Here is a 20,798-nt window from a genome sequence, read left to right on the forward strand (position 1 = left end):
CCGGATCGCTGCGTACACGCGGCATCAGGCCGGTCGGCCCAGTTGCGCGGAGATCTTCGCCAGCTGGTCCAGGCGCTGCTCCAGGGTGGGGTGCGTGGAGAACAGGCGTCCCACCCAGGCTCCCGCCCCGAGCGCGGGGATGAAGTAGAAGGCGTTGAACGCCTGCGCGGTACGCAGGTCCTTCGTCGGGATCCGGGCGATGTCGCTCTCGAGCCGGGTCAGCGCCGACGCAAGAGCGGATGGGCGGCCCGTGAGCAGGGCGGCGGCCCGGTCCGCGGCCAGCTCGCGGTAGCGCGACAGCGCACGGATGAGGACGAAGCTGAGCGCGTAGACGAGAGCGGAGACTCCTATGACGCCCAGGAGCACGACAGCCGTGTTCTGGTCGCGGCGCCCCCCGAACAGCTGGGAGTAGAACGCGAAGCGCACGATCAGCCCGGCGATGACGCCCAAGAATGAGGCGATGGTGATCACCGCGACATCGCGGTGGGCCACGTGCGAGAGCTCATGGGCGAGCACGCCCTCCAGTTCCTCCGGCTCCAGGCGGCGCTGCAGCCCCGTCGTCACACAGAGCACCGCATGATCCGCGTTGCGGCCGGTGGCGAACGCGTTCGGCAGGTCCATGCCGGAGACGGCCAGCCGTGGTTTGGGCATGTCCGCCGTCGCACACAACCGGTCAACGATGCCGTGCAGTTGCGGCTCCTCTTCGCGGCTCACCAGGCGTCCGCGCATCGCGTACATGGCGATGCGGTCGGAGTACCAGTACTGGGCGCCGAGCATCGCCGCCGCGATGACGACCACCAGGACCCACGACTTGAGGAGCACGATCAGCGCGGCCACGAAGGCCACGTACAGCAGGCCGAGCAGGAACAGCGTCAGCCCCATGCGGGCGGTCAGCTGCCGGTCCGGCTCGAATCGGGAGCGCATGTCGTCATCACCCCAGTCACCCCGTGAAACAGCCGCCGGGTTGCGGCGGCCTCGCGGCGTCCACTCCATCATCGCGCATCCGCGGCGATGCGGTCTCGAGCGCCGGCGGTTCGCACACGGTGACCTGCATGTTGCTTTGGGTGGTCGGTCTGTCGGTGGGCGGGTCTATCGTGGCCCCCATGCGCGCCCTGAACTACGAGCGTCACTGTGCCGAAATCGTCAGGCAGACGGACCTGTTGAGATCCCGTATCGACGACGCGGATCTCACGGTCGCCGTGCCCTCCTGCCCCGGCTGGAATGTCGGACAACTCCTGCGGCATCTCGGCGGCGGACAACGCTGGGCCGAGGAGATCGTACGAACACGCGCGGCGGAGCCCCCTTCCGACGAGCACTTCCGCGACCTGGACGGATATACCGACGAGGACCCCGCCGTGCTCGGACCCTGGCTGGCGAAGGGCGCCGCGCAACTGGCGGACACGCTGCGCGCCGCCGGGCCCGATGCGCAGATGTGGACCCCGGTCGCGGGTCGGACCGCCCGGTTCTACGCCCGCCGCTTCGCGCACGAGACGCTCATCCACAGCGCCGACGCCACCCTGGCGCTCGGCAGCGACTTCACGGTGGACGAGGAGGTCGCCCTCGACGCCCTCGACGAGTGGATGGAGCTCGGCTCGCTGCCCGAGATGTTCGAGTACCACCCGGAGATGCGCGAGCTGCTGGGCCCCGGCCGCACGCTCCACCTCCATGCCACCGACACCTCGCCGGAGTCGTCCGCGGAGTGGCTGGTCGATCTCACCGGTGACGCCATCGTCTGGCGTCGCTCACACGAGAAGGCCGCCGTCGCCGTGCGGGGCCGACTCGCCGACCTGCTGCTGCTCGTCTACCGCCGACTGCCCGCGGACAGCGGGGCCTTCGAGGTCTTCGGTGACGCGCAGCTGCTGGACCTCTGGTGGGAGCGGGTCGGCTTCGGGTGAGGCTCGACGGCGGCGGCCGCGGACTCGTACGACGTGTCGTGAGCGTGGGCGACATGATGGAGGCATGGCACCGCGGGGTGTCCTGACCACCTCCGCCTGGATCGTCGACCGGCCCGGGCCGATCGACGACGGCCCCCTGCGCCGCGTCGAGCGGGACGTACCGGCGCCGGGACCGTACGAGCTGCTGCTGGAGGTCCGTGCGTGCGGCGTGTGCCGTACGGATCTGCACCTGGCGGAAGGCGACCTGGCCCCTCGGATGCCGCAGTGCACTCCCGGCCACGAGGTCGTCGGACGCGTCGTCGCCGCGGGGGAGGCCGCGGAAGGGGTGCGCGCCGGAGACCGGGTGGGGGCCGCCTGGCTGGCGGGGACCTGCGGAGAGTGCCGCTACTGCCGCTCGGGACGGGAGAACCTGTGCCCGCGTTCCCGGTACACCGGCTGGGACATCCACGGTGGCTACGCCGGACACACGGTCGTCGACTTCCGGTACGTCTACGAGCTGCCGCAGGGATGGACCGACGAGGAGGCCGCGCCCCTGCTCTGCGCCGGAATCATCGGCTACCGCGCATTGCTCAGGGCCGACCTGCCCGCCGGTGGGCGGCTCGGCATCTACGGCTTCGGTGCCTCCGCGCATCTGACGGCCCAGCTCGCGATCGCCCGCGGAGCCACCGTGCACGTGGTAACCCGCTCCGCCGGAGCCCAGCGGCTCGCGCTCGAGCTGGGAGCCGCATCGGCCGCGGCGGACGGGCCGCCGGAGCCGCTGGACGCCGCCATCCTCTTCGCGCCGGCCGGCGGCCTTGTGCCCGCCGCGCTCACAGCACTCGACCGGGGCGGGACGCTTGCGGTGGCCGGCATCCATCTGACCGCGGTGCCCGGGCTCGACTACGAACGCCACCTGTACCAGGAACGCACCCTGCGCAGCGTCACCGCCAACACGCGCGAGGACGGGCGAGCCTTCATCGCGGAGGCGAAGCGGCTGCGGCCCAGCGTCCGGCTGGTGCGCTACCCCATGCGGGTGGCCGACCGGGCGCTGGCGGACCTCGCCCATGGACGCATCACAGGAGTCGGCGTGCTGGTCGCGGATTGAGCGGCCCGACCGGCACAGTGCTGGTCGCGGACTGAGCGGCCTTCCGGACTTTCGGCGACATGTCCCGCTGCCCGCTGCAGCATGCGACACGGTGTGGACGCAGTGTGTTCGAGAAATGGTCACAAGGGCTGCGCAACTGCCCTGAAAGCGCTGTAATTGCGGACGTGGTGAGTGAGGGTGCGACGTGGTGAGTGAGGGTGCAGCGGACCGCCGATCGCGGACCCTGCGTGCCGAACTCGCCCTCAAGGCACTCTCCGCCGACGCCGGTCCCCGAGAGCGGCTCCGCTCGGTCGTCGAGCAGGCACTGGTCTTCTCCGGCGCGACACTTGTGGCCGTGTACGCAACCGACGGCACGGCCGGCGCACTGCGCCTGGTCGAGTCGGTCGGCGTGCCACGGGCCCTGTACGGGCTGCGGGAGGTCTATCCCGTATCGGGAGGATCACCGGTGGCCGCCGCGCACCGTTCCGGTGGGCCGCTGTGGCTGACCCCCGAGGAGCTCGCCGTGGCGGTGCGCGCCGAAGGTGTGCCTGCCGATGACTTCTCGTTGGCCGTCCTGCCGCTGGGGGATGGCAGGCGCACGGCCGGGTGCCTGCTCGCCGTGACCGACACTCCGGCCGGCTTCGGCACCGATGAGCGGCGCTGCCTGGAGCTGTTCGCCACGGCCGTCACGGGTCTCTCCCCGTCTCCGCACGTGCCCGCACCCGCGGTCACGTCGGTGTCGCCGTTCCCGGTCTCCTCCCACGTCCCGTCGCAGTCCGCGGCCCCGCATGTGCCCGATTCCCCGCTGCCGGAGCTGCCGTCTGCGACGCCCACCGCGCGGACCGACGGGGCTCCGGCGCACCCGTCCGACGTCCGCGTGGCCGGTGCCGGGCGGGCCAGCTCGTTCAGCCTCGCGATGGACAGCGGGCGCATCGATGTCGACGAGCAGGTTCTCGATCTTTTCGGTCTGGCGGCGACGGAGTTCGACGGGAAGGTGGAGACACTGCTGGCGCTGACCGTTCCGGAGGACCTCCCCACCCTGATGTCCGTGGTCGAAGCGGACCACATGACCATCGGCGACCGTGAGCTGGAGTTCCGTATCCGGCAGCCCTCCGGCGAGCAGCGGTGGCTGCGGCTGCGCGGCCAGCTCTTCTCCGCCGGAGACGGCCGTCCGTCCCGGCTGCTCGGCACCGTCGTCGACGCCTCCGATCTGAGGACGCGGGGCAACGACGTCGCCCGCGTGCAGCGGCTGGCCGCGGTGCTGGCCACGGCGGCCACCGTCCGCGAGGTCAGCCAGGCGGTCGTGGCCGCCCTGCGGGCGCCGATGGAGGCCGACCGGATGGCACTGGCCGAGCTGGAAGGCGACCGGCTGGTGGTCACCGTCCTGGATCCGCCCGAGCCGGAGGCCTGGCCCGAGGTGTGGCGCAGCGAGTGGCGCTCGGAATGGCCGGACGCCCCGGTGCGCGCCATGCCCACGCTGGCGGCGGCGCTCCGGGAGGGGCGCGCCGCGGTCTGGCCGGCCGGGACCGAGCTGGAGCCGCCGCTCGCCGAGGTGGGACGTGGCGGGCTCGCCGTTCTCCCGTTGCCCGCCGACGACCGGATGGTGGGAGTCTGCCTCATCGGCTGGGACACCCCGCACGACTTCGGCGCCGACGAGCGCGCCCTGCTCACGGCGGTCGCCGGTCTCGCGGGGCAGGCGCTGATGCGGGTCCACGCCCTCGACGCCGAGCACGAACTGGTCGGCATGCTGCAGCGGACCCTGCTGCCGCGCAGGCTGCCGATCCTGCCGGGAGGCGAAGCCGTCGCCCGCTATCTCCCGGCCACGGCGGGCCTGGAGGTGGGCGGGGACTGGTACGACGTGATCCCGCTGCCCGACAACCACGTGGCCCTCGTCATCGGGGACGTCCAGGGACACAACGCCGGAGCCGCGACCCTCATGGGCCAGATGCGCACGGCCCTGCGCGCCTACGCCATCGAAGGACACCCCCCGGACGTCGTCGTCTCCCACGCCAACCGCCTGCTGATGGGCATGGAGACCGACCTCTTCGCCACCTGCTGCTACGTCGACGTCGACATGGAGGAGGGCACCGCCTGGTGCGTACGGGCAGGTCATCTGCCCCCGGTGCTGCGCCACCCGGACGGAACCGCCGAGGCGGTCGAGACCGAGGGCGGGCCGCCGCTCGGTGTGATCACCGAGGCCGAGTTCCCGATGACCCCGCTGCGGCTGGGGCCCGGCACGCTCCTGGCACTCACCACCGACGGCCTGGTCGAGTCGGCCGACCTCGAATTCGACGAGGGCATGCGCCGGCTGAGCAGTGCACTGGCTGCCGCGGACCAGGACGACCTGGGCCTCATGGCCGACGTACTCCTCGGCAACGCGCACCGGGGCGACGACGTGGCACTGCTGCTGATGCGCTACGACGGCATGGCCATACGCCCCGCCCGTGAGACCTGGACGGTGTGGCGGGTACCGGAAGCGGTCCGCCACGCCCGCCGCTTCACCAGGCGCACCCTGCGGAAATGGGCGGTGACACGTGAGACCGACACCGTGCTGCTGGTCGTGTCCGAGCTGGTCACGAACGCCTTGGTGCACACCGACGGCCCGGTACGGCTCGACCTCACACGCATCGAGGACCGGTTGCGCGTCGCGGTCGCCGACGCCTCACCGCGTACCCCGGTCAAGCCGGCGAACATCGGCTGGGAGGCCACCGGAGGACGCGGCATCCTCCTCGTCGAGGCCATGTCGGCGGCCTGGGGCACCGTCCCCGCCAGCGGTGGCAAACAGGTCTGGTGTGAGATCGACGTGGGGTGACGTCCCGTCCTCGCTGCGGTCGGGACGCTGTGCTCCAGCTGACCGTCATCGCCATGCCCACGCCTGGATCAACACGGCTGTGCCGCTCAGCTCCTGCTGTCGTATGGATCCGCACATTCCCCCTGACCTTGGGAGATTCACATGCGGATCCGTACCACGGTCGCCGCGGCCGTCCTGGCCGCCGGCGCGATCATCGGCGGCGCAGGCGCCGCAGCCGCCGACACCAGCACCAACAGGGACATCGACATCGATATCCCGGGATTCTCGATCACCATCCCTTCGATCGTCTTGCCCGATGACCTCGTCAACTTGCCGACCGACGTGTGCAACGCCGTGGTCGGGGTGATCCAGGCGTTTGATCCGGACTTCACCTACACCTGTCCCACGGGTCCCACCGGGTGACCACCCGGCCGGCTGTGGTGCCGTCGTGCTCAACGCGCTCTGCGGCACCGCAGCCGGCAGGGCGGCGGATACGGTGGAGAGCGTGCGCCTGCTGCTGATGTCCGACACGCATCTGCCCCGCCGGGCCAGGGAACTTCCCCCGGAGCTCCTCGCCGAGCTCCCGGGCGCCGACGTGGTGATCCACGCCGGTGACTGGGTGGACACGGCCACCCTGGACCTGCTGGAGAGCCGCGCGCAGCGGGTCATCGGCGTGTACGGCAACAACGACGGGCCCGAGTTGCGGGCACGGCTGCCCGAGGTGGCGCGGGCGGAGCTCGGCGGTCTGCGTTTCGGAGTCGTCCACGAGACGGGCGCGGCCGAGGGACGGGAACGCCGCTGCAGTGAGCGGTTCCCCGACCTGGATGTCCTGGTGTTCGGCCACAGCCACATCCCGTGGGACACCACGGCGTCCGGCGGTCTGCGGCTGCTGAACCCGGGTTCGCCCACGGACCGGCGCCGCCAGCCCCACTGCACGTACATGACCGCTGTCGTGGAGGAGGGCCGGCTGACCGAGGTGCGGCTGCACCGGTTGCCGCCGCGGACCGCGGAAGCGGCTCGCCGCCCTTCCGTCGCGCGACGGCCGGCGCCGCCCGTTCAGTGATCCTTTGCCGCCGGTTCCAGCACGAAGACGGGGATCACCCGGTCGGTCTTCTTCTGGTACTCGGCGTAGTCCGGCCATGCCTCGACCGCGCGCTCCCACCACAGGGCCTTCTCCTCGCCCATGACCTCACGCGCCGTCATGTCCTGGCGCACCGGGCCGTCCTGGAGCTCGACCCTGGGGTCGGCCACGATGTTGTGGTACCAGACCGGGTGCTTGGGGGCGCCGCCCAGTGAGGCGACCACGGCGTAGATGCCGTCGTGCTCCACCCGCATCAGCGGGGACTTGCGGATCTTGCCGCTCCTGGCGCCACGGGTCGTCAGGATGATCACTGGCTTGCCGCGCATCGTCGTGCCCTCGGTGCCGCCCGAGCTCTCGTAGAGCTCGACCTGATCACGCGCCCACCGGGTCGGGCTCGGCTCGTACTCGCCCTCAAGAGGCACAGTTTCCTCCGTCGTTCCGCTTCTCTTCACTGATGTCCCATCATCCTCGCGCGCGATCGTCCTCGGGGCGATTCCACGAGACGGACTCGAGGAGATCGGTTCACTCCCTGAAAGGGAGTTCATGAGGACGAGACGTCCGGGAGCGGGGTGCGCAGGGCGGTGCGGTTGTCGTGCCAGGCCTCGAGAAGCCGTCGCCCGAGCCGGTCCTCGAGCAGACCGGTGGCGTCGACGCCGAAGGCCACGTCGGGCGCGAGCGCGGGCTCGTCGGCGAGCAGGCCGCCGATGACGTCATGACGGACCACCTGTTCGTGCACGGCGTCGGCCTCCACGTGCTCGTCGTAGAAGCGCTCCGCGGCGGGACCCGCGCCCGTACGGCGCATGGCCTCCGCGAGCCGCCGTGAACCGGGCGACGACGTCACCTCGACGAACGCGAAGTGCCCGACCAGCGCACCGCGCAGGACCCGGTGCAGTCCGAACAGCGACATCAGGTTGACCGTGGCCAGGCCCTCGGCGGGTGCGACGTCGACGTAGTGGCCGTAGGTGGTGTCCAGACCCAGGTCCGCCATCAGGTCGGCGAAGAGCCGGGCATGGATGTCCTCCGCATGGCCGGCGCCGAACTCGTCGTACTCGACGGCCACCATGGCGGCCTTGGCCCGGCCCCGCAGCCGCGGGATGACCCAGGCGTGCGGGTCGGCTTCCTTGAGGTGGTAGAGCGAACGCACCGCCGCATACTCGCGCAGGTGCCACAACTGCCCGTGCTTCCTGAGGAAGTGGGTGACGCTGGTGCCGTCGTCAGCGACCGGCTCTACGAGCAGGTCCGCGAGCGCGTCGTCCACGCTCCTGCCGTGCGGAGTGTCCTTCCGCAGGGCGGTGAGGAAGCGGTCCTCCAGGATGCCGCGCAGACCCAGCAGACCGGCGTTCCACTCGAGGTGGTCGTCGACTCCCTCGAAGCCCCTGTAGTGCATTTCGTACAGGATGTAGAGGGCCAGATGCAGATCCTCGCCGTACGGGTCGGCGCGGGCCACGTCCGCGTGCCCCGGCAGGGGGTGCGCGGCGCCTTGCAGCGCCGGGATCACGGAGGCGGACAGGGCGCCGCGCGGCTGCGGAAGTACGGTACCGGCGGGCCGCCTGCGCAGCGACTGCACCAGCCTGCGCCGTTCTTCCCGTGGCGAGGTCACCGGGCGGCCTTCCTGCGAGGTGGTCATTCTGCGGCTCCGTCCGGCCTGGAGCCCGGCTGCCGCGGTTCGCCCCTGACTCGGCTGACGCGGCGGCGGTGGCTGGTGTCGCACCACGGATACGTACGGCTGCGCCGGCAGGTGCAGACCGCTACGGCGAACCGCTGCGAGGTGACCACGCTGCCGTCCTCCAGGACGACCTCCACGGGTCCCTCCACCACGATGGGCCCGTCTCGCTCGATGGTGACACGGCGGGGGCGGTCAGATGCGTTCGGCACGGACGACCACCAGCTCTTCCTGCTCGTCGTTGATGTCCAGCAGGCCGCGCGAGCGAAGCCACGACAGCCGGGAGCGGACGACCGGCCCGAACGGGACGGACATCCGGTCGGTGACCTCGGCCCACAGCCCGGCGGCGGAGAGGCGCTGCAGGGTGGCCTCGGTCCCGCACAGGGCCGAGTGCACGAGGAGCAGCGCGCCGTGCGGGCGCAACAGGGACGGCGCCGCGTCGCAGATGCGGTCCACGAACGCCCGCCCGTCGGGACCGGCGTCCCATGAGCGGGCCGCGCCGTTCCGAGGCAGGGATCCGGGGGGCGTCGGCACGTAGGGAGGGTTGCTGAGGACGATGTCGTACGACCGGCCGCGCACCGGCTCCAGCAGGTCCCCTCGGTGTACGGAGATGTGCCGCCCGGCCAGCAGCGCGTTCAGCCGAGCCGTCACAACGGCCCGCCGGGAGATGTCCGTGGCGGTGACTCGGGCGCCCAGGCGCGCGGCGTACAGGGCCAGAGCTCCGCTTCCGGTGCCCACGTCGAGCACGTCCGTGCCGGCTCCCGCGGCTTCCCGGCGCAGGGCCTCAGCCAGCAGATACGTGTCGTACTGCGGCGCGTACACCCCCGGCAGCGTAAGGACATGGTCCATTCCGGGCAGCCGCACGGCTGCTGCCGTGGTCATCCGACACCTCCGTCACGCGGCACACCGGCCACTCGTTTCCGTCGGGCTGCGGGTGCCCCGTCGGGAGTAAGCCACACGTCGGGCCGCGGTGTGAGAGCGCTCTACGCGGTGTGAGAGCCTCCGCGCCCTCATCCGGGTCCGTGCGGGTCCCGGACCGACCGGACCCGGATGGTGCCCAGCTTGGGATCCGCCGCGTCGGGCAGGTGCATACCGGCTTCGACACCGGTCCGCAGATAGCGCACGACGTCGTCGGTGAGTCGCTCCCCGGGCAGCGCGGCCGGGATGCCCGGTGGGTAGGGGGTGAGCATTTCGGCCGCGACGCGTCCGGCGGCTTCCTCCACCAGCACGTCCTCCACCTCACCGAAGTACGCGTCGCGTGGCAGGCACGTCTGCTCCATGCGCATGTCGTCGCCGCTCGGCACCGCTACGTCGGGTGCGCCCGCGAGGTCACCCGCGTGATCGGCCAGGTCCCGCAGCGCGCTCAGCAGCGGCCCCGTGGTGGCCGTCGAGTCCGCATGGGTGAGCTGGGCACTGATGCGCCGGTGGTCCACGAGATGCATGTCCATGCCTCGCCGGTCGCGCAGCCAGTCCCCCGCGCGATAGCCGCTCGTGCCCAGTCCGGTGACGTCGATGACCACGGGCAGGATGTCGATGTCGGCCGCCAGGCCGCTGGCGACGAAGTCGCAATGGTCGAGCACGTGCAGGCCGGGGATCGCCTCGATGTCGGCACGCACCTCGCGGACCAGTGTGAGAGCGCTCTCCAGAAGGGCCTCGCCGCGCAGCACCATCTGCCGGCGCCAGGCGTCGAGACCGGCGAAGATCAGCACGGAGGGGCTGGTGGTGCCGAACAGATCGGCCCGGGACTTCAGGTGCGTGGGGTCGATCAGAGCCCCCTGCAGATGGAAGACCGAGCCCTGTTCCAGACCGCTGCCCATCTTGTGGATGCTGGTGACGCAGACATCGGCGCCCGCGTCCATCGCCCAGGAGGGCAGGTCCGGATGGAACGGCAGATGCGCGCCCCACGCCTCGTCCACGATCAGGGGCACGGAGCGCGCATGGCAGACCTCGGCGATGCCTTCGAGGTCCGCGCAGCTTCCGTACGGCGTCGGGCTGGTCACCAGCGCGCCCTGGGCGTCGGGATGGCGGGAGAACGCCGATTCGAAGGCCGCGGGTGTGGGAGCGTGGGCCAGCCGCATCCGGGCGTCCCACTGCGGGTCGACCCATACGGGTTCGATGCCGGAGAGGATCAGCCCGGCGATCACCGACTTGTGCGCGTCGCGCCCCACCAGCAGCTTCTCGTGCGGACCCGCCACCGCGAGCATCGCCGCCTTCACGGACAGGGAACTGCCACAGGTGGTGAAGAAGGTGTGCTCGGCATGGACGGCGTCCGCCATCAGCCGCTCGGCACGGAGCAGCACGTCGCCGCTGGTACGCCGGTCGTCGAGGCCGCCGGAGGCGAGGACGTCGGAGTGGAACACCGAGTCCCCCAGCACCTCCCGGGCCTCGGGGTCCGCTCCGCGTGCCTGCTTGTGTCCCGGTGGAGTGAAGGCCAGCTCGCCGTGCTGGTGGTAGCGGTGCAGGGCCTCCAGTATCGGGGCTTGTGTGTGGTCCATGGGGGATGACTTCCTCGGTGCGGCCGTTTCGAACACCGCGGTTCGCCCGGTACGGGGCACGCGCCCGACTGCGCGGTTGCGCGTTCGCCACACCCCCTACTCCGTATGGGGAGCGCCGCGCCGGACCGAACGGCCACTCAATGTTGCAGGCGAGTTACACAGCGTGGTGGATCGAGTAGTTTGGTGATGAGAAAGTCCGCAGGCCAGAGGCGTGGTCGGCTACCGAGGGTGCTCCTGTTGCAGGAGTGGAGTCATGCCCCCACGCTGGAGGCAACTCAGAAGCGACCACTGCTCACGCTTCGTGTTCGGGGCTCGCCCAGTCGGGCGAGGCAAACTCAGTGAGCTTCGCGGGTGAGGAGCCAAGACAATGAACGTTCCGGTCAACAGCAGCTACTACATAGTCGAAGTAGAGGCGCGCCGCGAACGGGTTCCGCAGATCAGGCGCATCGTGGCCGCGCATCTCAGGTACTGGCGGCTGCAGAACCACATCGGCCCGATGTGCCGCGGCGTCGACGAGCTGATGCTGAACGTCGTGGAGCACACCGGCGACGACAAGCGCTGTGTCGTCGAGCTGTGGTGGAACGGCAAGAACCTGATAGCCGCCGTGGCCGACTACGACCGCCGTATGCCGCGGCTGCTGGGCCCCGCGCGGGGTGGTCTCGCACGGATCGCGGCCATGAGTGACGGCTGGGGCGCCTACGGAACCCCCGACGGCAAGCTCGTCTGGTTCTCCAGGCGCGTCAAGGCCCTCGACCGCGAACCGCTGGCCTGGTCCAGGCCCGCGCCGTTCCTGCAGGAGGCGAAGCGGGCTCCGGATAGCCCGTCGCTGGTCCCGGTCGGCATGCCGCTCATCGGCCTCGGCGACGGCGAGGAGCCGGAGCGTGAGCTCGTCGAGGTCGTGCCCGCCGCCCGCCTGGTGCGACAGCGGGCCTGACGGCCCGGGGCCGTGGTGCATTCATGGCGCATTCGTTACGGAATGCCCGTCCGTGTCCGGCGCCCGGAAGTGGGTACTTGCCCATAGGCTCAGTGCCGCCGACGAGCGCCGCACGGCCTCCCGACGGACGATGGGCGTCCCGCACCCGACTTCCCCGGGGAAGCGGCCCCGGGGGACGCCCTCGGCCGGAAGACAGAGGTGATCGTCGGTCCCAAGGGCCCGGCGAGCCTTCATACGAGCGAGACGCTGACTGCGATGGACAAGAAAACCACGGCACACCCCGCACCGACGACCACGAGCCATGCCGTCTACGGCGCCCCCTGCTGGGTGAGCCTGATGACCCGCGATCTCGAGGACGCGCAGGAGTTCTACAGCGCGGTCCTCGGATGGAAGTTCCGGTCGGCCAGGCTCGGCGACGAGTTCAGCATCGCCCTCCAGGACGGCAGGCCGGTCGCCGGCATCGGCGCACTCGCGCAAGCACTGCAGGTGGCCGTGGCCTGGACGCCGTACTTCGCCGTCAGCAACGCCGACGAGGCCGCCGCGCGCATCAGGGAGCGCAGCGGCACGATCGCGGTCGGGCCGATGACCTTCTCAGCGGGACGCGGTGCGCTCGCGGCCGACCGTGACGGCGCCGTCTTCGGCATCTGGGAGGGCGAGCTCTTCGCCGGCTGGGGGACCTGGCAGGACGAAGTGCCGGCCTGGCTGCGGCTGCGCACCCGGGACGCCTTCGAGGCGGCCATCTTCTACGGACAGGTCCTGGAATGGTCCGGCGGCAAGCCGGGCTGCTGCGAGACCGACTACCAGGACGAGGAAGTCCTCCTGCGCTGCGGCGGGCACATCCTCGCCCGTCTGAGTTCCGGTGCCCTCGAAGCCGCGTCGGACCCCACGATCAGACCCCGCTGGCAGGTCATCTTCACCGTCCCCGACGTGGACGAGGCGGCGAAGGTCGCGGTCAAGCTCGGCGGCACGATCATGGAGGAGCAGAAGACGAACCTCGGCGAGGAGATCACTCTGCGCGACCCGGAGGGCGGGCTGTTCACCATCGCACCCCGCTCCGCCGACGGGGGTCATGGCGCGCTCCGCAAGTGACGCCGGACGCGTGCCGGCGCGCTGGACCGAACGGCCGAGCGCAGGTTTGCGGCCGCCCGGCCGCGGCTAAGCACCTGCCGCGCTGATGCCGTGGTGGCGTCAGGCCTGTCCTCGGCGTACGGAGGGTGCATGCCCCAGCTCGGTCAAGAGGTGGCGCAACCGGCTCCGGAGGCGGGGCCGAGCCGCCGGGTCGGCGCGGGGAACAGGCTGCTGACCTACCTGACGACCACCGACCACAAGGTCATCGGCAACATGTACATGGTGACCGCCTTCGGGTTCTTCCTGCTGGGCGGTTTCCTGGCGATGCTGATGCGGGCCGAACTCGCCCGGCCGGGGCTGCAGTTGATGTCCTCGGAGCAGTACAACCAGCTGTTCACCATCCACGGCACGGTCATGATGCTGCTCTTCGCCACACCGATGTTCGCCGGCTTCGCCAACGCCGTGATGCCGCTGCAGATCGGGGCACCCGATGTGGCCTTCCCGCGACTGAACGCACTGACCTACTGGCTGTTCCTGTTCGGAGGGCTGATCGTGGTCTCCGGATTCGTGGTCCCGGGCGGAGCGGCCTCCTTCGGCTGGTTCGCGTACGCGCCGCTCAACAGCGGCATCTACGAGCCTGGCGCCGGCGGGAACCTGTGGGCGATGGGGCTGGTGCTGGCAGGCCTCAGCACCACGCTGGGGTCGGTGAACTTCATCGCCACCATCGTGTGCCTGCGGGCGCCGGGCATGACGATGTTCCGGATGCCGATCTTCACCTGGAACATCCTGTTCACGTCCATCCTGGCGCTGCTGGCATTTCCCGTACTGGCGGCGGCGCTGCTCTGCCTGGTCGCGGACCGGAAATTCGGTGCCCATATCTTCGACGCGGCCAACGGGGGCGCGATCCTCTGGCAGCACTTGTTCTGGTTCTTCGGCCACCCCGAGGTCTATATCGTCGCCCTGCCGTTCTTCGGTGTGGTCAGTGAGATCATTCCGGTGTTCAGCCGCAAGCCGATGTTCGGCTATCTGGGCATGGTCGGAGCCACCATCGTCATCACCATGCTCTCCGCGGTCGTCTGGGCCCACCACATGTTCGCCACGGGAGCGGTGCTGCTGCCGTTCTTCGCCCTCATGTCGTTTCTGATCGCGGTACCCACGGGGGTGAAGTTCTTCAACTGGATCGGCACGATGTGGCGCGGCAGCGTCTCGTTCGAAACACCGATGCTGTGGGCGGTCGGATTTCTGGTCACCTTTCTGCTCGGCGGACTCAGCGGTGTGCTGGTCGCCTCGCCGCCGCTGGACTTCCAGCTCACCGACACGTATTTCGTCGTGGCGCATCTGCACTACGTGCTGTTCGGCACCGTGGTCTTCGCGATGTTCGGCGGGTTCTTCTTCTGGTGGCCGAAGTGGACCGGCCGCATGCTCGACGAACGCCTCGGAAAGATCCAGTTCTGGACGCTGTTCATCGGATTCCAGGTGACGTTCCTCGTCCAGCACTGGCTCGGTGAGATGGGCATGCCGCGGCGCTACGCCGACTACCTCGCCGCGGACGGATTCACCGTCCTGAACAGCATCTCCTCCATCGGTGCCTTTCTGGTGGGCCTGTCCACGCTGCCATTCCTTTACAACCTCTGGAAGACCGCGAAACACGGCCCCAGGGTCGACACGGACGATCCCTGGGGATTCGGGCGTTCCCTCGAGTGGGCGACGTCCTGTCCTCCGCCGCGACACAACTTCGTTGCGCTGCCCAGAATCCGCTCGGACTCGCCCGCCTTCGACCTGCATCACCCCGAGGCCAGGACGAGGATCCGCACCGAGGTCGGCAGGGAGGAACCGACGGGAGAGGACAGGGAGAGACCGAGCCCCGATTCCCACGGAAGGTACAGCGTGTGAAAACCGAAGCCTGGCTCTTCGCCGGGGTCGCGGGATTCTTCTTCGTCACGGGCCTCGGCTACGCCTGGTCCGCCCAGGACCCGGCCGGCACTGCGGCATTGACGGTCTCGTTCCTGATGTCCGGCCTGATCGCGCTCTTCTTCACGCGGAAGTACCGGCTCGGCGGGACCCGGCCGGAGGACCGCAAGCGCGGGGAAGTGGCCGAACGCGTGGGCGCGTTGGACTTCTTCCCGCCACGTAGTGCCTATCCGCCGGTGACCGCTCTGGGCGTGGCGGTGGCGGCCCTGGGCGTCGTGTACGGCCTGTGGCTTTTCGTCATCGGGCTGGGAATCCTCGGCGGCGGTGTGATCGGGATGGTTTTCGAGTACGTCCACAGAGGCGAGTGAAGTCGGCTCCTGGCGCTACTTCCTGGCCTCGCCGGTGGACGGTTCGGCGAGGATCTCCTCGACACGGCGCTGCTGCTCGGGCGTCATCGGCATCTCCACGCGGTCGCCGTAGTACCAGGAGCTCAAGCCGGACCGCAGCCGCTGCAGACGCGTTGCGGGGACCTGCGGCGGTGGCAGCGGGCGAGGGATGTCGCGCACCAGGATGCGGTAGCGCCGGCCCGCGTCAAGCGGGCGGTGGCTCTCGCTGATCCCGCCGTAGACGCTCTGGCTCACCTCGCCGGTCTCCTCCCCTTCGAGCAGCAGCCGCCGCTCGTGGTCCTGCAGAGCCAGACAGAGCCGTTTCGTGACGACGAAGGCCACAACAGGGCCGACGAAGACCCCGATACGGAAAATCCACGTCAGCGCATTGACGGAGACGAGGAAGGAAAACGCGATCACGTCATTGCCGCCCGCCAGCAGCAGAACGGCGTAGAACACGACGCCGGCGACGCCCAGAGCCGTACGGGTGGGCCGGTTGCGAGGCCGGTCGCACAGGTGGTGCTCCCGCCGGTCGCCCGTCACCCACCGCTCGAAGAACGGATACACGAACAGCACCAGGAAAAGCACGCCCGGCAGGACCACCGCGGGAAGGAACACGTTCCACATCACCGTGTGCCCGGCCACCGTGGTCTGCCACGGCGGCATGATGCGCATGGCCCCCTCCAGAAAACCGACGTACCAGTCGGGCTGCGCGCCCGTGGCCACCTGGTCGGCGCGGTAGGGGCCGTACAGCCAGACGGGGTTGATCTGCGCGACCCCCGACAGTCCGGCCAGCAGACCGGAGACCATCAGGAACAGGCCCGTGGACTTGGCAGTGAACTGAGGAAACATCGGCTGACCGACCACATTGCGGTTGGTCCGGCCACGCGCGGCCCACTGCGTGTGCTTGAGATACACGATCAGAATCAGGTGCACGATGATCAGCGCCACCAGCAGGCCTGGTACCAGCAGAATGTGGATGGCGTAGAGCCGGGGAAGGATGTCCTCACCGGGGAACGGGCCGCCCCAGATGAAGAAGCTGAGGTAGGTGCCGAGGACCGGAATCGACATGACGATGGTGTGCGCCGTGCGCATTCCGGTGCCCGACAGCAGATCGTCCGGCAGCGAGTAGCCGGCGAAGCCCTCCAGAAGGGCGAGGAGGAACAGGGTAATCCCGATGATCCAGTTGACCTCGCGCGGCTTGCGGAAGGCACCGGTGAAGAAGATCCGCAGCATGTGCAGCCCGATGGCGGCGACGAACACCAGCGCCGCCCAATGGTGGATCTGCCGGATCAGCAGCCCACCGCGGACGTCGAAGCTGATGTCGAGCGTGGAGGCGTAGGCCTGCGTCATGGCCTGGCCCCGCAGAGGCTCGTAGCTCCCCTCATAGACGCTCGGGGTCATGCCCGGGTCGAAGAAGAAGGTGAGATAGGTGCCCGTCAGGACGAGGACCACGAAGCTGTACAGCGCGAGCTCGCCGAGCAGGAAGGACCAGTGGTCCGGGAACGCTTTCCGCATCAGGCCCCGGCCCGCCTCGGATGCCGGCAGCCGGGCGTCAAGCGCCTCGAAACCCGTGACCGCCGCCGATTTCGCGGACGCTGTCAGCCTCTCCCTCCGCCTGCGGAACAGCATGCGTCACCATCACTCCTGGTCACCACGGATGCGCTGAGTGTTCAGGTGTGCTGATGGGTAACCGGGGAGCGGTCCGGCCAATCGTGCGGACTGCGGGGATTAGGCAGAACAGCGGCAAACGTACAAGCGGTCACTTACGGTGTCGAAGCGCGGACCTGACCGGGCATCCACCGGCCGACGCGGCCTGCGCGTCCTTGTGTCTTCCTCCTATGTGTCGGCTTCGTGGGGGATCTGGGTCTGAGCCTGCGCGCGGTGCGGCGGCCACAGGTAGCTCTCCGCAGCCAGGGCGGCCTCGCGTGCGTTGCGCCGGCCCATGAGTACGCACAAGGTGTAGGCGGTGTCCTCGAACCTTCGGCGCACCGTGAGATTGGACGGATCAGCGAGCATCATGCGTTCCCAGGCGCGATAACGGTTGAGAAGGCGGGCGACCCGTGCCTTGTCGGGCTGAAGCATTGCACTGCTCCCCTCCGGACGGATTGGGATTCGTTGTGCCGGGCGCCGAGCGCGGGAGGGACCCTTGCCTTGCGGGCCATGTCGTTACGCCAGGCCGTGCGCCGGGCTGTACGCCAGCCAGGCTGCTCCACGAGTAATTTTCGCGCCTTCACCCGAATGCCTCTTGTTGGCGCTTCAACTTCACTTCCTGCATGGTGCGAGACGGCTCGCCACGCCGAGCAGGGCAAGGCAGCCGCACAGCAGAGCAGCCGCGTACTCCCGGGCCGCAGGCTCCGTGGTACGCGGCTGACTCCTCCTTCGAACGTGGGTGGATGCTTCACACCTCGGGCTTCAGCGCCTCCCGCCTCACACGTCGGGTCGCGCCTCCGTCCGGCCGTACGGCTCGGCCACTGGTGCCCGGCCTGTCGTCGCCTCGCGGCTGGTCTTCGCCTCGCGGCTGGTCTTCGCTGCTGCTCCGGCGCAGACGAGGCCGAGCAGGACGGTGAGGGCGCCGATGATGACGTTGTTGACGATGACGCCGGCGTCGGGGCTCCGGCCGACCACCCACGGAGAGATGATCATCCAGACGCCGATAGCGCACATGGCCCAGCTCAGGCCGTACATCCTGGCGGGGTTGACAGTGAAGCCCAGGGCCAGCAGGCCGATGGCCACCCCCATGATGAGGTTGTGCCCCAGGAGCGCGGGCTGGCTGGCGCCGAAGTGGAGAATCCACGGGGATGCGGCACAGTACAGGCCGATGAGGAACACCGGCGCATCCACGAGTACCACATCACGTCCGCCCAGTATGCGGGCGTATCGGTCCCGCATCTCGGAAACGTCGGGGTGGGCGGTTATGTCGCCCCGGTGCGAAACGTCGGCCATAAGACTCGTCTCCTTACCGTTCCTGCAAGTCTGACCGCGTCGCGGCGGGATGCCGCACATGTTCATTCTGCGCTTATTTCTTCTTTATGGATAGAGCGTAGAAACAGGGCAAATCGTCACGGTGGGTCACCGGGTGGCGGGCCGGTGAGCGCGCTCAGAGGGCTCTGAGCGCTCTCAGTGAGCGCGATGAGGCGTCTCGCGCGTACGCGTCCAGGTGAGCAGCTCCTCGGCCGTCCAGCCGGTGATGACGCGCTCGGCGGGCACCCCGCACTCCTCGGCACGGGCGCAGCCCAGGATCTGCCAGTCGAGCTGGCCCGGTGCGTGCGCGTCCGTGTCGACGGAGAACAGCACGCCCGCCTCGACGGCCTGGCGCAGCAGCCGCCGCGGCGGATCGAGCCGCTCCGGACGGCTGTTGATCTCCACGGCCGTGCCCGACTCGGCGCACGCGGCGAAGACCTCGTCCGCATCGAACTCCGACTCGGCCCGCCCGCGACCCGAGACCAGCCGTCCCGTGCAGTGTCCGAGCACGTCCGCCAACGGGTTGCGCACGGCTGCGACCATACGGCGCGTCATCGAGGGGGCGTCCATGCGGAGTTTGGAGTGGACGGACACGACCACGACGTCGAGAAGTCCGAGCAGTTCGGGCTCCTGGTCGAGCGACCCGTCCGGAAGGATGTCGCACTCGATACCGGTGAGCAGCCGGAACGGCGCCCATGTCGCGTTGAGTTCGGCCACCACATGTAGCTGCTCCCGCAGCCGCTCGGCCGACAGGCCGCGTGCCACGGTCAGCCGCGGGGAGTGGTCGGTGAGCACCGCCCACTCGTGTCCCAGCTGCGCCGCCGTCCGCCCCATCTCCGCGATGGGGCTGCCGCCGTCGGACCAGTCGGAATGCATATGGCAGTCGCCGCGCAGCAGCGCACGCAACCGCTCACCGGGGCGCCCACCGCCACCGTCCGTGCCGCCGTCGGTCCGGTGCGGCGACGCGCCCTCCTGCTCGAGCCGCTCCAGATAGCCGGGTACTTCACCGGCCAGCGCCTCGCGCACCACGTTCGCCGTCTTGGGCCCGATGCCCTTCACCGCTTCCAGCGTCCCGGCGGCGAGACGGTCCGCCAACTCTTCGTCCGTCATGGCGGCGACGGCGTCGGCAGCGGTGCGAAAGGCCCGTACGCGGTAGGTGGGAGCCTGGGTCCGCTCCAGGAGGAACGCGATCCGCTTGAGTGCCTCGACGGGATCCATGGGCACCTCCTCCCGGCGGTCCGGCCTCTCCCACCCGGCCCGCTGTGTCGCGGGCCCGCGGCTACAGGTTCGCTCAGCGGTCTCGGGCCTGCACGGCGTGAGCATTGCCGCTCGCGGTGCCGGGCCCGGCAGGGCGACACGGACGGCACAGCTCGAGCGCACCAGCCGGGCCGGGATCCGGAGGCCCGTGCGACTGCGGACCAGCGATATCCACCGAGCCGGCCTCCGCCGCGTACGGTGCGGTCGCGGCTTCCGCTACCAGGACCCCACCGGTGCGGCGCTCGCAGACCCCGATCAGCTGTCGCGGATACGCGCGCTCGCGATTCCGCCCGCCTGGCGCGACGTATGGAACTGCCCGTGGCCCAGCGGCCACCTTCAGTCCGTCGGGACCGACGACGCCGGCCGCCGCCAGTACTTCTATGCGACCGTGCTCACCGCGGTCGCGGTCGCCGACCGCCCCGCGTTGAGCCGGCTCGGAGAGCGCGGCCGGTTCGGGCTGCCTGCCACCAAGGGAGCGGTGGAGGCGGCGGTACTGGAACTGCTGAGCCGCGTGTCATTACGCCCATAGCAGAGGGGATCAAGAGACCGTAAGTGATGTGCGACACCGGGACTCGAGCAGAAAGCGACTCTAATTGATCAGTTCCCGACCGGATGCCCTGGTCACCGGGTACGGAACCGAAAAAAGTGCGGAACGATGTTGGATTCGGGTATTTGACACCCCGCTGCGCGCGCGGGTAGGAAACAGCTCTGTGGAGCCGAGGGGTGAATTGTGCACGAACCGAACATCGTGGGGGACTGGCAGGAGTACGACGACGAGCACCCAGGTCTCCGGGTTCGTGTCCATGACCTGAAAAAGGACGAGCCGCCGCGGGGTCGCGACGACCACGCGAAAGATCTCGTTTACTTCAGCTTCCGCGTCACCGTGGAGAATCGCACCGGGCAATCGATCGCCATTCAGCTCGAGGACGGTCAACTGGACGTCCGGATCGGCAGCGACGGCGAAGGCGCGTTTCTCGACTGGCGGAATTCCCAGTTCATCGAGGGCTTCGACGTCTACCCGCTGCGCCGAGCAACAGCCACGATCTTCGCGGCCGGTCGGGAAGACCAGCTGGAGATCGTCGACGTTCAGATCCAGTTGAGGGCCGACGAGGAATGGACCCGTCGTTGTGTGTGGGCCGGCGGCATCGGCGTGCCACAGCCTTCGGCGTGCGGGGGGAAGCGGCCCGGCGCCGCCAAAGACAGCATCGCAGCGCAGGTCAGCCGCTTCCTCGAAGGGGAGACGGGAACGGCCTGACGGCCTGATTCCGTGAGCCCGGCACCGGCCGGTGC

At 69.6% G+C, this 20,798-nt stretch carries 21 protein-coding genes; 11 read left to right on the forward strand and 10 right to left on the reverse strand.

The window, feature by feature from the left end:
* Window positions 1-24: 24 nt before the first annotated feature.
* Window positions 25-924 (reverse strand): zinc metalloprotease HtpX, encoded by a 900-nt coding sequence (gene htpX, locus ABT009_RS03700; protein ID WP_351289133.1) that lies wholly within the window; start codon window positions 922-924, stop codon window positions 25-27.
* Between the two features lie 179 nt (window positions 925-1,103).
* Between htpX and ABT009_RS03705 the strand changes: the two genes are divergently transcribed.
* The 5 genes from ABT009_RS03705 to ABT009_RS03725 all read left to right on the forward strand — a co-directional run bounded on the left by ABT009_RS03705 (window position 1,104) and on the right by ABT009_RS03725 (window position 6,812).
* Complete coding sequence (locus ABT009_RS03705; protein ID WP_351289135.1) at window positions 1,104-1,895, forward strand: maleylpyruvate isomerase family mycothiol-dependent enzyme; 792 nt, start codon at window positions 1,104-1,106, stop codon at window positions 1,893-1,895.
* A gap of 64 nt (window positions 1,896-1,959) precedes the next feature.
* A complete protein-coding gene (locus ABT009_RS03710; RefSeq protein ID WP_351289137.1) occupies window positions 1,960-2,979 on the forward strand; it encodes a zinc-dependent alcohol dehydrogenase family protein in 1,020 nt (339 codons plus the stop codon).
* A 187-nt stretch (window positions 2,980-3,166) separates the two neighbouring features.
* Window positions 3,167-5,770 (forward strand): SpoIIE family protein phosphatase, encoded by a 2,604-nt coding sequence (locus ABT009_RS03715; RefSeq protein WP_502989808.1) that lies wholly within the window; start codon window positions 3,167-3,169, stop codon window positions 5,768-5,770.
* 141 nt (window positions 5,771-5,911) lie between these two features.
* Window positions 5,912-6,172 carry a hypothetical protein gene (locus ABT009_RS03720; protein ID WP_351289141.1) on the forward strand — a complete coding sequence of 87 codons (261 nt, stop codon included), beginning with the start codon at window positions 5,912-5,914 and terminating at the stop codon, window positions 6,170-6,172.
* A gap of 82 nt (window positions 6,173-6,254) precedes the next feature.
* Window positions 6,255-6,812, forward strand: a complete 558-nt coding sequence (locus ABT009_RS03725) for a metallophosphoesterase family protein (protein WP_351289532.1) — start codon at window positions 6,255-6,257, stop codon at window positions 6,810-6,812.
* Here ABT009_RS03725 and ABT009_RS03730 read toward each other — a convergent pair.
* The 5 genes from ABT009_RS03730 to ABT009_RS03750 all read right to left on the reverse strand — a co-directional run bounded on the left by ABT009_RS03730 (window position 6,806) and on the right by ABT009_RS03750 (window position 10,988).
* Window positions 6,806-7,252 (reverse strand): nitroreductase family deazaflavin-dependent oxidoreductase, encoded by a 447-nt coding sequence (locus tag ABT009_RS03730; RefSeq protein ID WP_351289143.1) that lies wholly within the window; start codon window positions 7,250-7,252, stop codon window positions 6,806-6,808. The genes ABT009_RS03725 and ABT009_RS03730 overlap by 7 nt on opposite strands.
* A gap of 119 nt (window positions 7,253-7,371) precedes the next feature.
* On the reverse strand, window positions 7,372-8,457 hold the full coding sequence (locus ABT009_RS03735) for an iron-containing redox enzyme family protein (RefSeq protein ID WP_351289145.1): 1,086 nt from the start codon (window positions 8,455-8,457) through the stop codon (window positions 7,372-7,374).
* A complete protein-coding gene (locus ABT009_RS03740) occupies window positions 8,454-8,705 on the reverse strand; it encodes a CDGSH iron-sulfur domain-containing protein (RefSeq protein WP_351289147.1) in 252 nt (83 codons plus the stop codon). Before ABT009_RS03740 ends, ABT009_RS03735 begins: the two co-directional genes overlap by 4 nt.
* Window positions 8,689-9,375 carry a HemK2/MTQ2 family protein methyltransferase gene (locus ABT009_RS03745; RefSeq protein WP_351289149.1) on the reverse strand — a complete coding sequence of 229 codons (687 nt, stop codon included), beginning with the start codon at window positions 9,373-9,375 and terminating at the stop codon, window positions 8,689-8,691. The genes ABT009_RS03740 and ABT009_RS03745 overlap by 17 nt, the downstream gene beginning before the upstream one ends.
* Before the next feature lie 128 nt (window positions 9,376-9,503).
* Entirely contained in the window at window positions 9,504-10,988 is a 1,485-nt protein-coding gene (locus ABT009_RS03750) for an aminotransferase class I/II-fold pyridoxal phosphate-dependent enzyme (protein WP_351289151.1), read from the reverse strand.
* A gap of 367 nt (window positions 10,989-11,355) precedes the next feature.
* Here ABT009_RS03750 and ABT009_RS03755 point away from each other — a divergent pair, with 367 nt between their 5' ends.
* From ABT009_RS03755 to ctaF, 4 genes are all read left to right on the forward strand, one after another.
* Window positions 11,356-11,922 carry an ATP-binding protein gene (locus ABT009_RS03755; protein ID WP_351289153.1) on the forward strand — a complete coding sequence of 189 codons (567 nt, stop codon included), beginning with the start codon at window positions 11,356-11,358 and terminating at the stop codon, window positions 11,920-11,922.
* Window positions 11,923-12,177: 255 nt separating this feature from the next.
* A complete protein-coding gene (locus ABT009_RS03760; RefSeq protein WP_351289154.1) occupies window positions 12,178-13,011 on the forward strand; it encodes a VOC family protein in 834 nt (277 codons plus the stop codon).
* A 129-nt stretch (window positions 13,012-13,140) separates the two neighbouring features.
* A complete protein-coding gene (ctaD, locus tag ABT009_RS03765; protein WP_351289156.1) occupies window positions 13,141-14,883 on the forward strand; it encodes an aa3-type cytochrome oxidase subunit I in 1,743 nt (580 codons plus the stop codon).
* Complete coding sequence (gene ctaF / locus ABT009_RS03770) at window positions 14,880-15,269, forward strand: aa3-type cytochrome oxidase subunit IV (RefSeq protein WP_351289158.1); 390 nt, start codon at window positions 14,880-14,882, stop codon at window positions 15,267-15,269. Before ctaD ends, ctaF begins: the two co-directional genes overlap by 4 nt.
* Window positions 15,270-15,284: 15 nt before the next feature.
* Here ctaF and qcrB read toward each other — a convergent pair whose 3' ends face one another.
* From qcrB to ABT009_RS03790, 4 genes are all read right to left on the reverse strand, one after another.
* Window positions 15,285-16,919 (reverse strand): cytochrome bc1 complex cytochrome b subunit, encoded by a 1,635-nt coding sequence (gene qcrB / locus ABT009_RS03775; RefSeq protein ID WP_351289160.1) that lies wholly within the window; start codon window positions 16,917-16,919, stop codon window positions 15,285-15,287.
* A gap of 207 nt (window positions 16,920-17,126) precedes the next feature.
* Entirely contained in the window at window positions 17,127-17,372 is a 246-nt protein-coding gene (locus ABT009_RS03780; protein ID WP_351289162.1) for a DUF5133 domain-containing protein, read from the reverse strand.
* Between the two features lie 345 nt (window positions 17,373-17,717).
* A complete protein-coding gene (locus ABT009_RS03785; RefSeq protein ID WP_502989809.1) occupies window positions 17,718-18,233 on the reverse strand; it encodes an SPW repeat protein in 516 nt (171 codons plus the stop codon).
* 174 nt (window positions 18,234-18,407) lie between these two features.
* The gene (locus tag ABT009_RS03790) at window positions 18,408-19,469 is read right to left on the reverse strand and encodes a PHP domain-containing protein (protein WP_351289164.1); all 1,062 of its coding nucleotides are present in this window, start codon (window positions 19,467-19,469) and stop codon (window positions 18,408-18,410) included.
* A 187-nt stretch (window positions 19,470-19,656) separates the two neighbouring features.
* Between ABT009_RS03790 and ABT009_RS03795 the strand changes: the two genes are divergently transcribed.
* Window positions 19,657-20,037 carry a DNA topoisomerase IB-related protein gene (locus tag ABT009_RS03795; protein WP_351289166.1) on the forward strand — a complete coding sequence of 127 codons (381 nt, stop codon included), beginning with the start codon at window positions 19,657-19,659 and terminating at the stop codon, window positions 20,035-20,037.
* Between the two features lie 201 nt (window positions 20,038-20,238).
* Window positions 20,239-20,763 carry a hypothetical protein gene (locus tag ABT009_RS03800; RefSeq protein WP_351289168.1) on the forward strand — a complete coding sequence of 175 codons (525 nt, stop codon included), beginning with the start codon at window positions 20,239-20,241 and terminating at the stop codon, window positions 20,761-20,763.
* The last annotated feature ends 35 nt before the right edge of the window (window positions 20,764-20,798 follow it).

Source organism: Streptomyces sp. NPDC002896 (genome assembly GCF_040295225.1).
GTDB lineage: Bacteria > Actinomycetota > Actinomycetes > Streptomycetales > Streptomycetaceae > Streptomyces.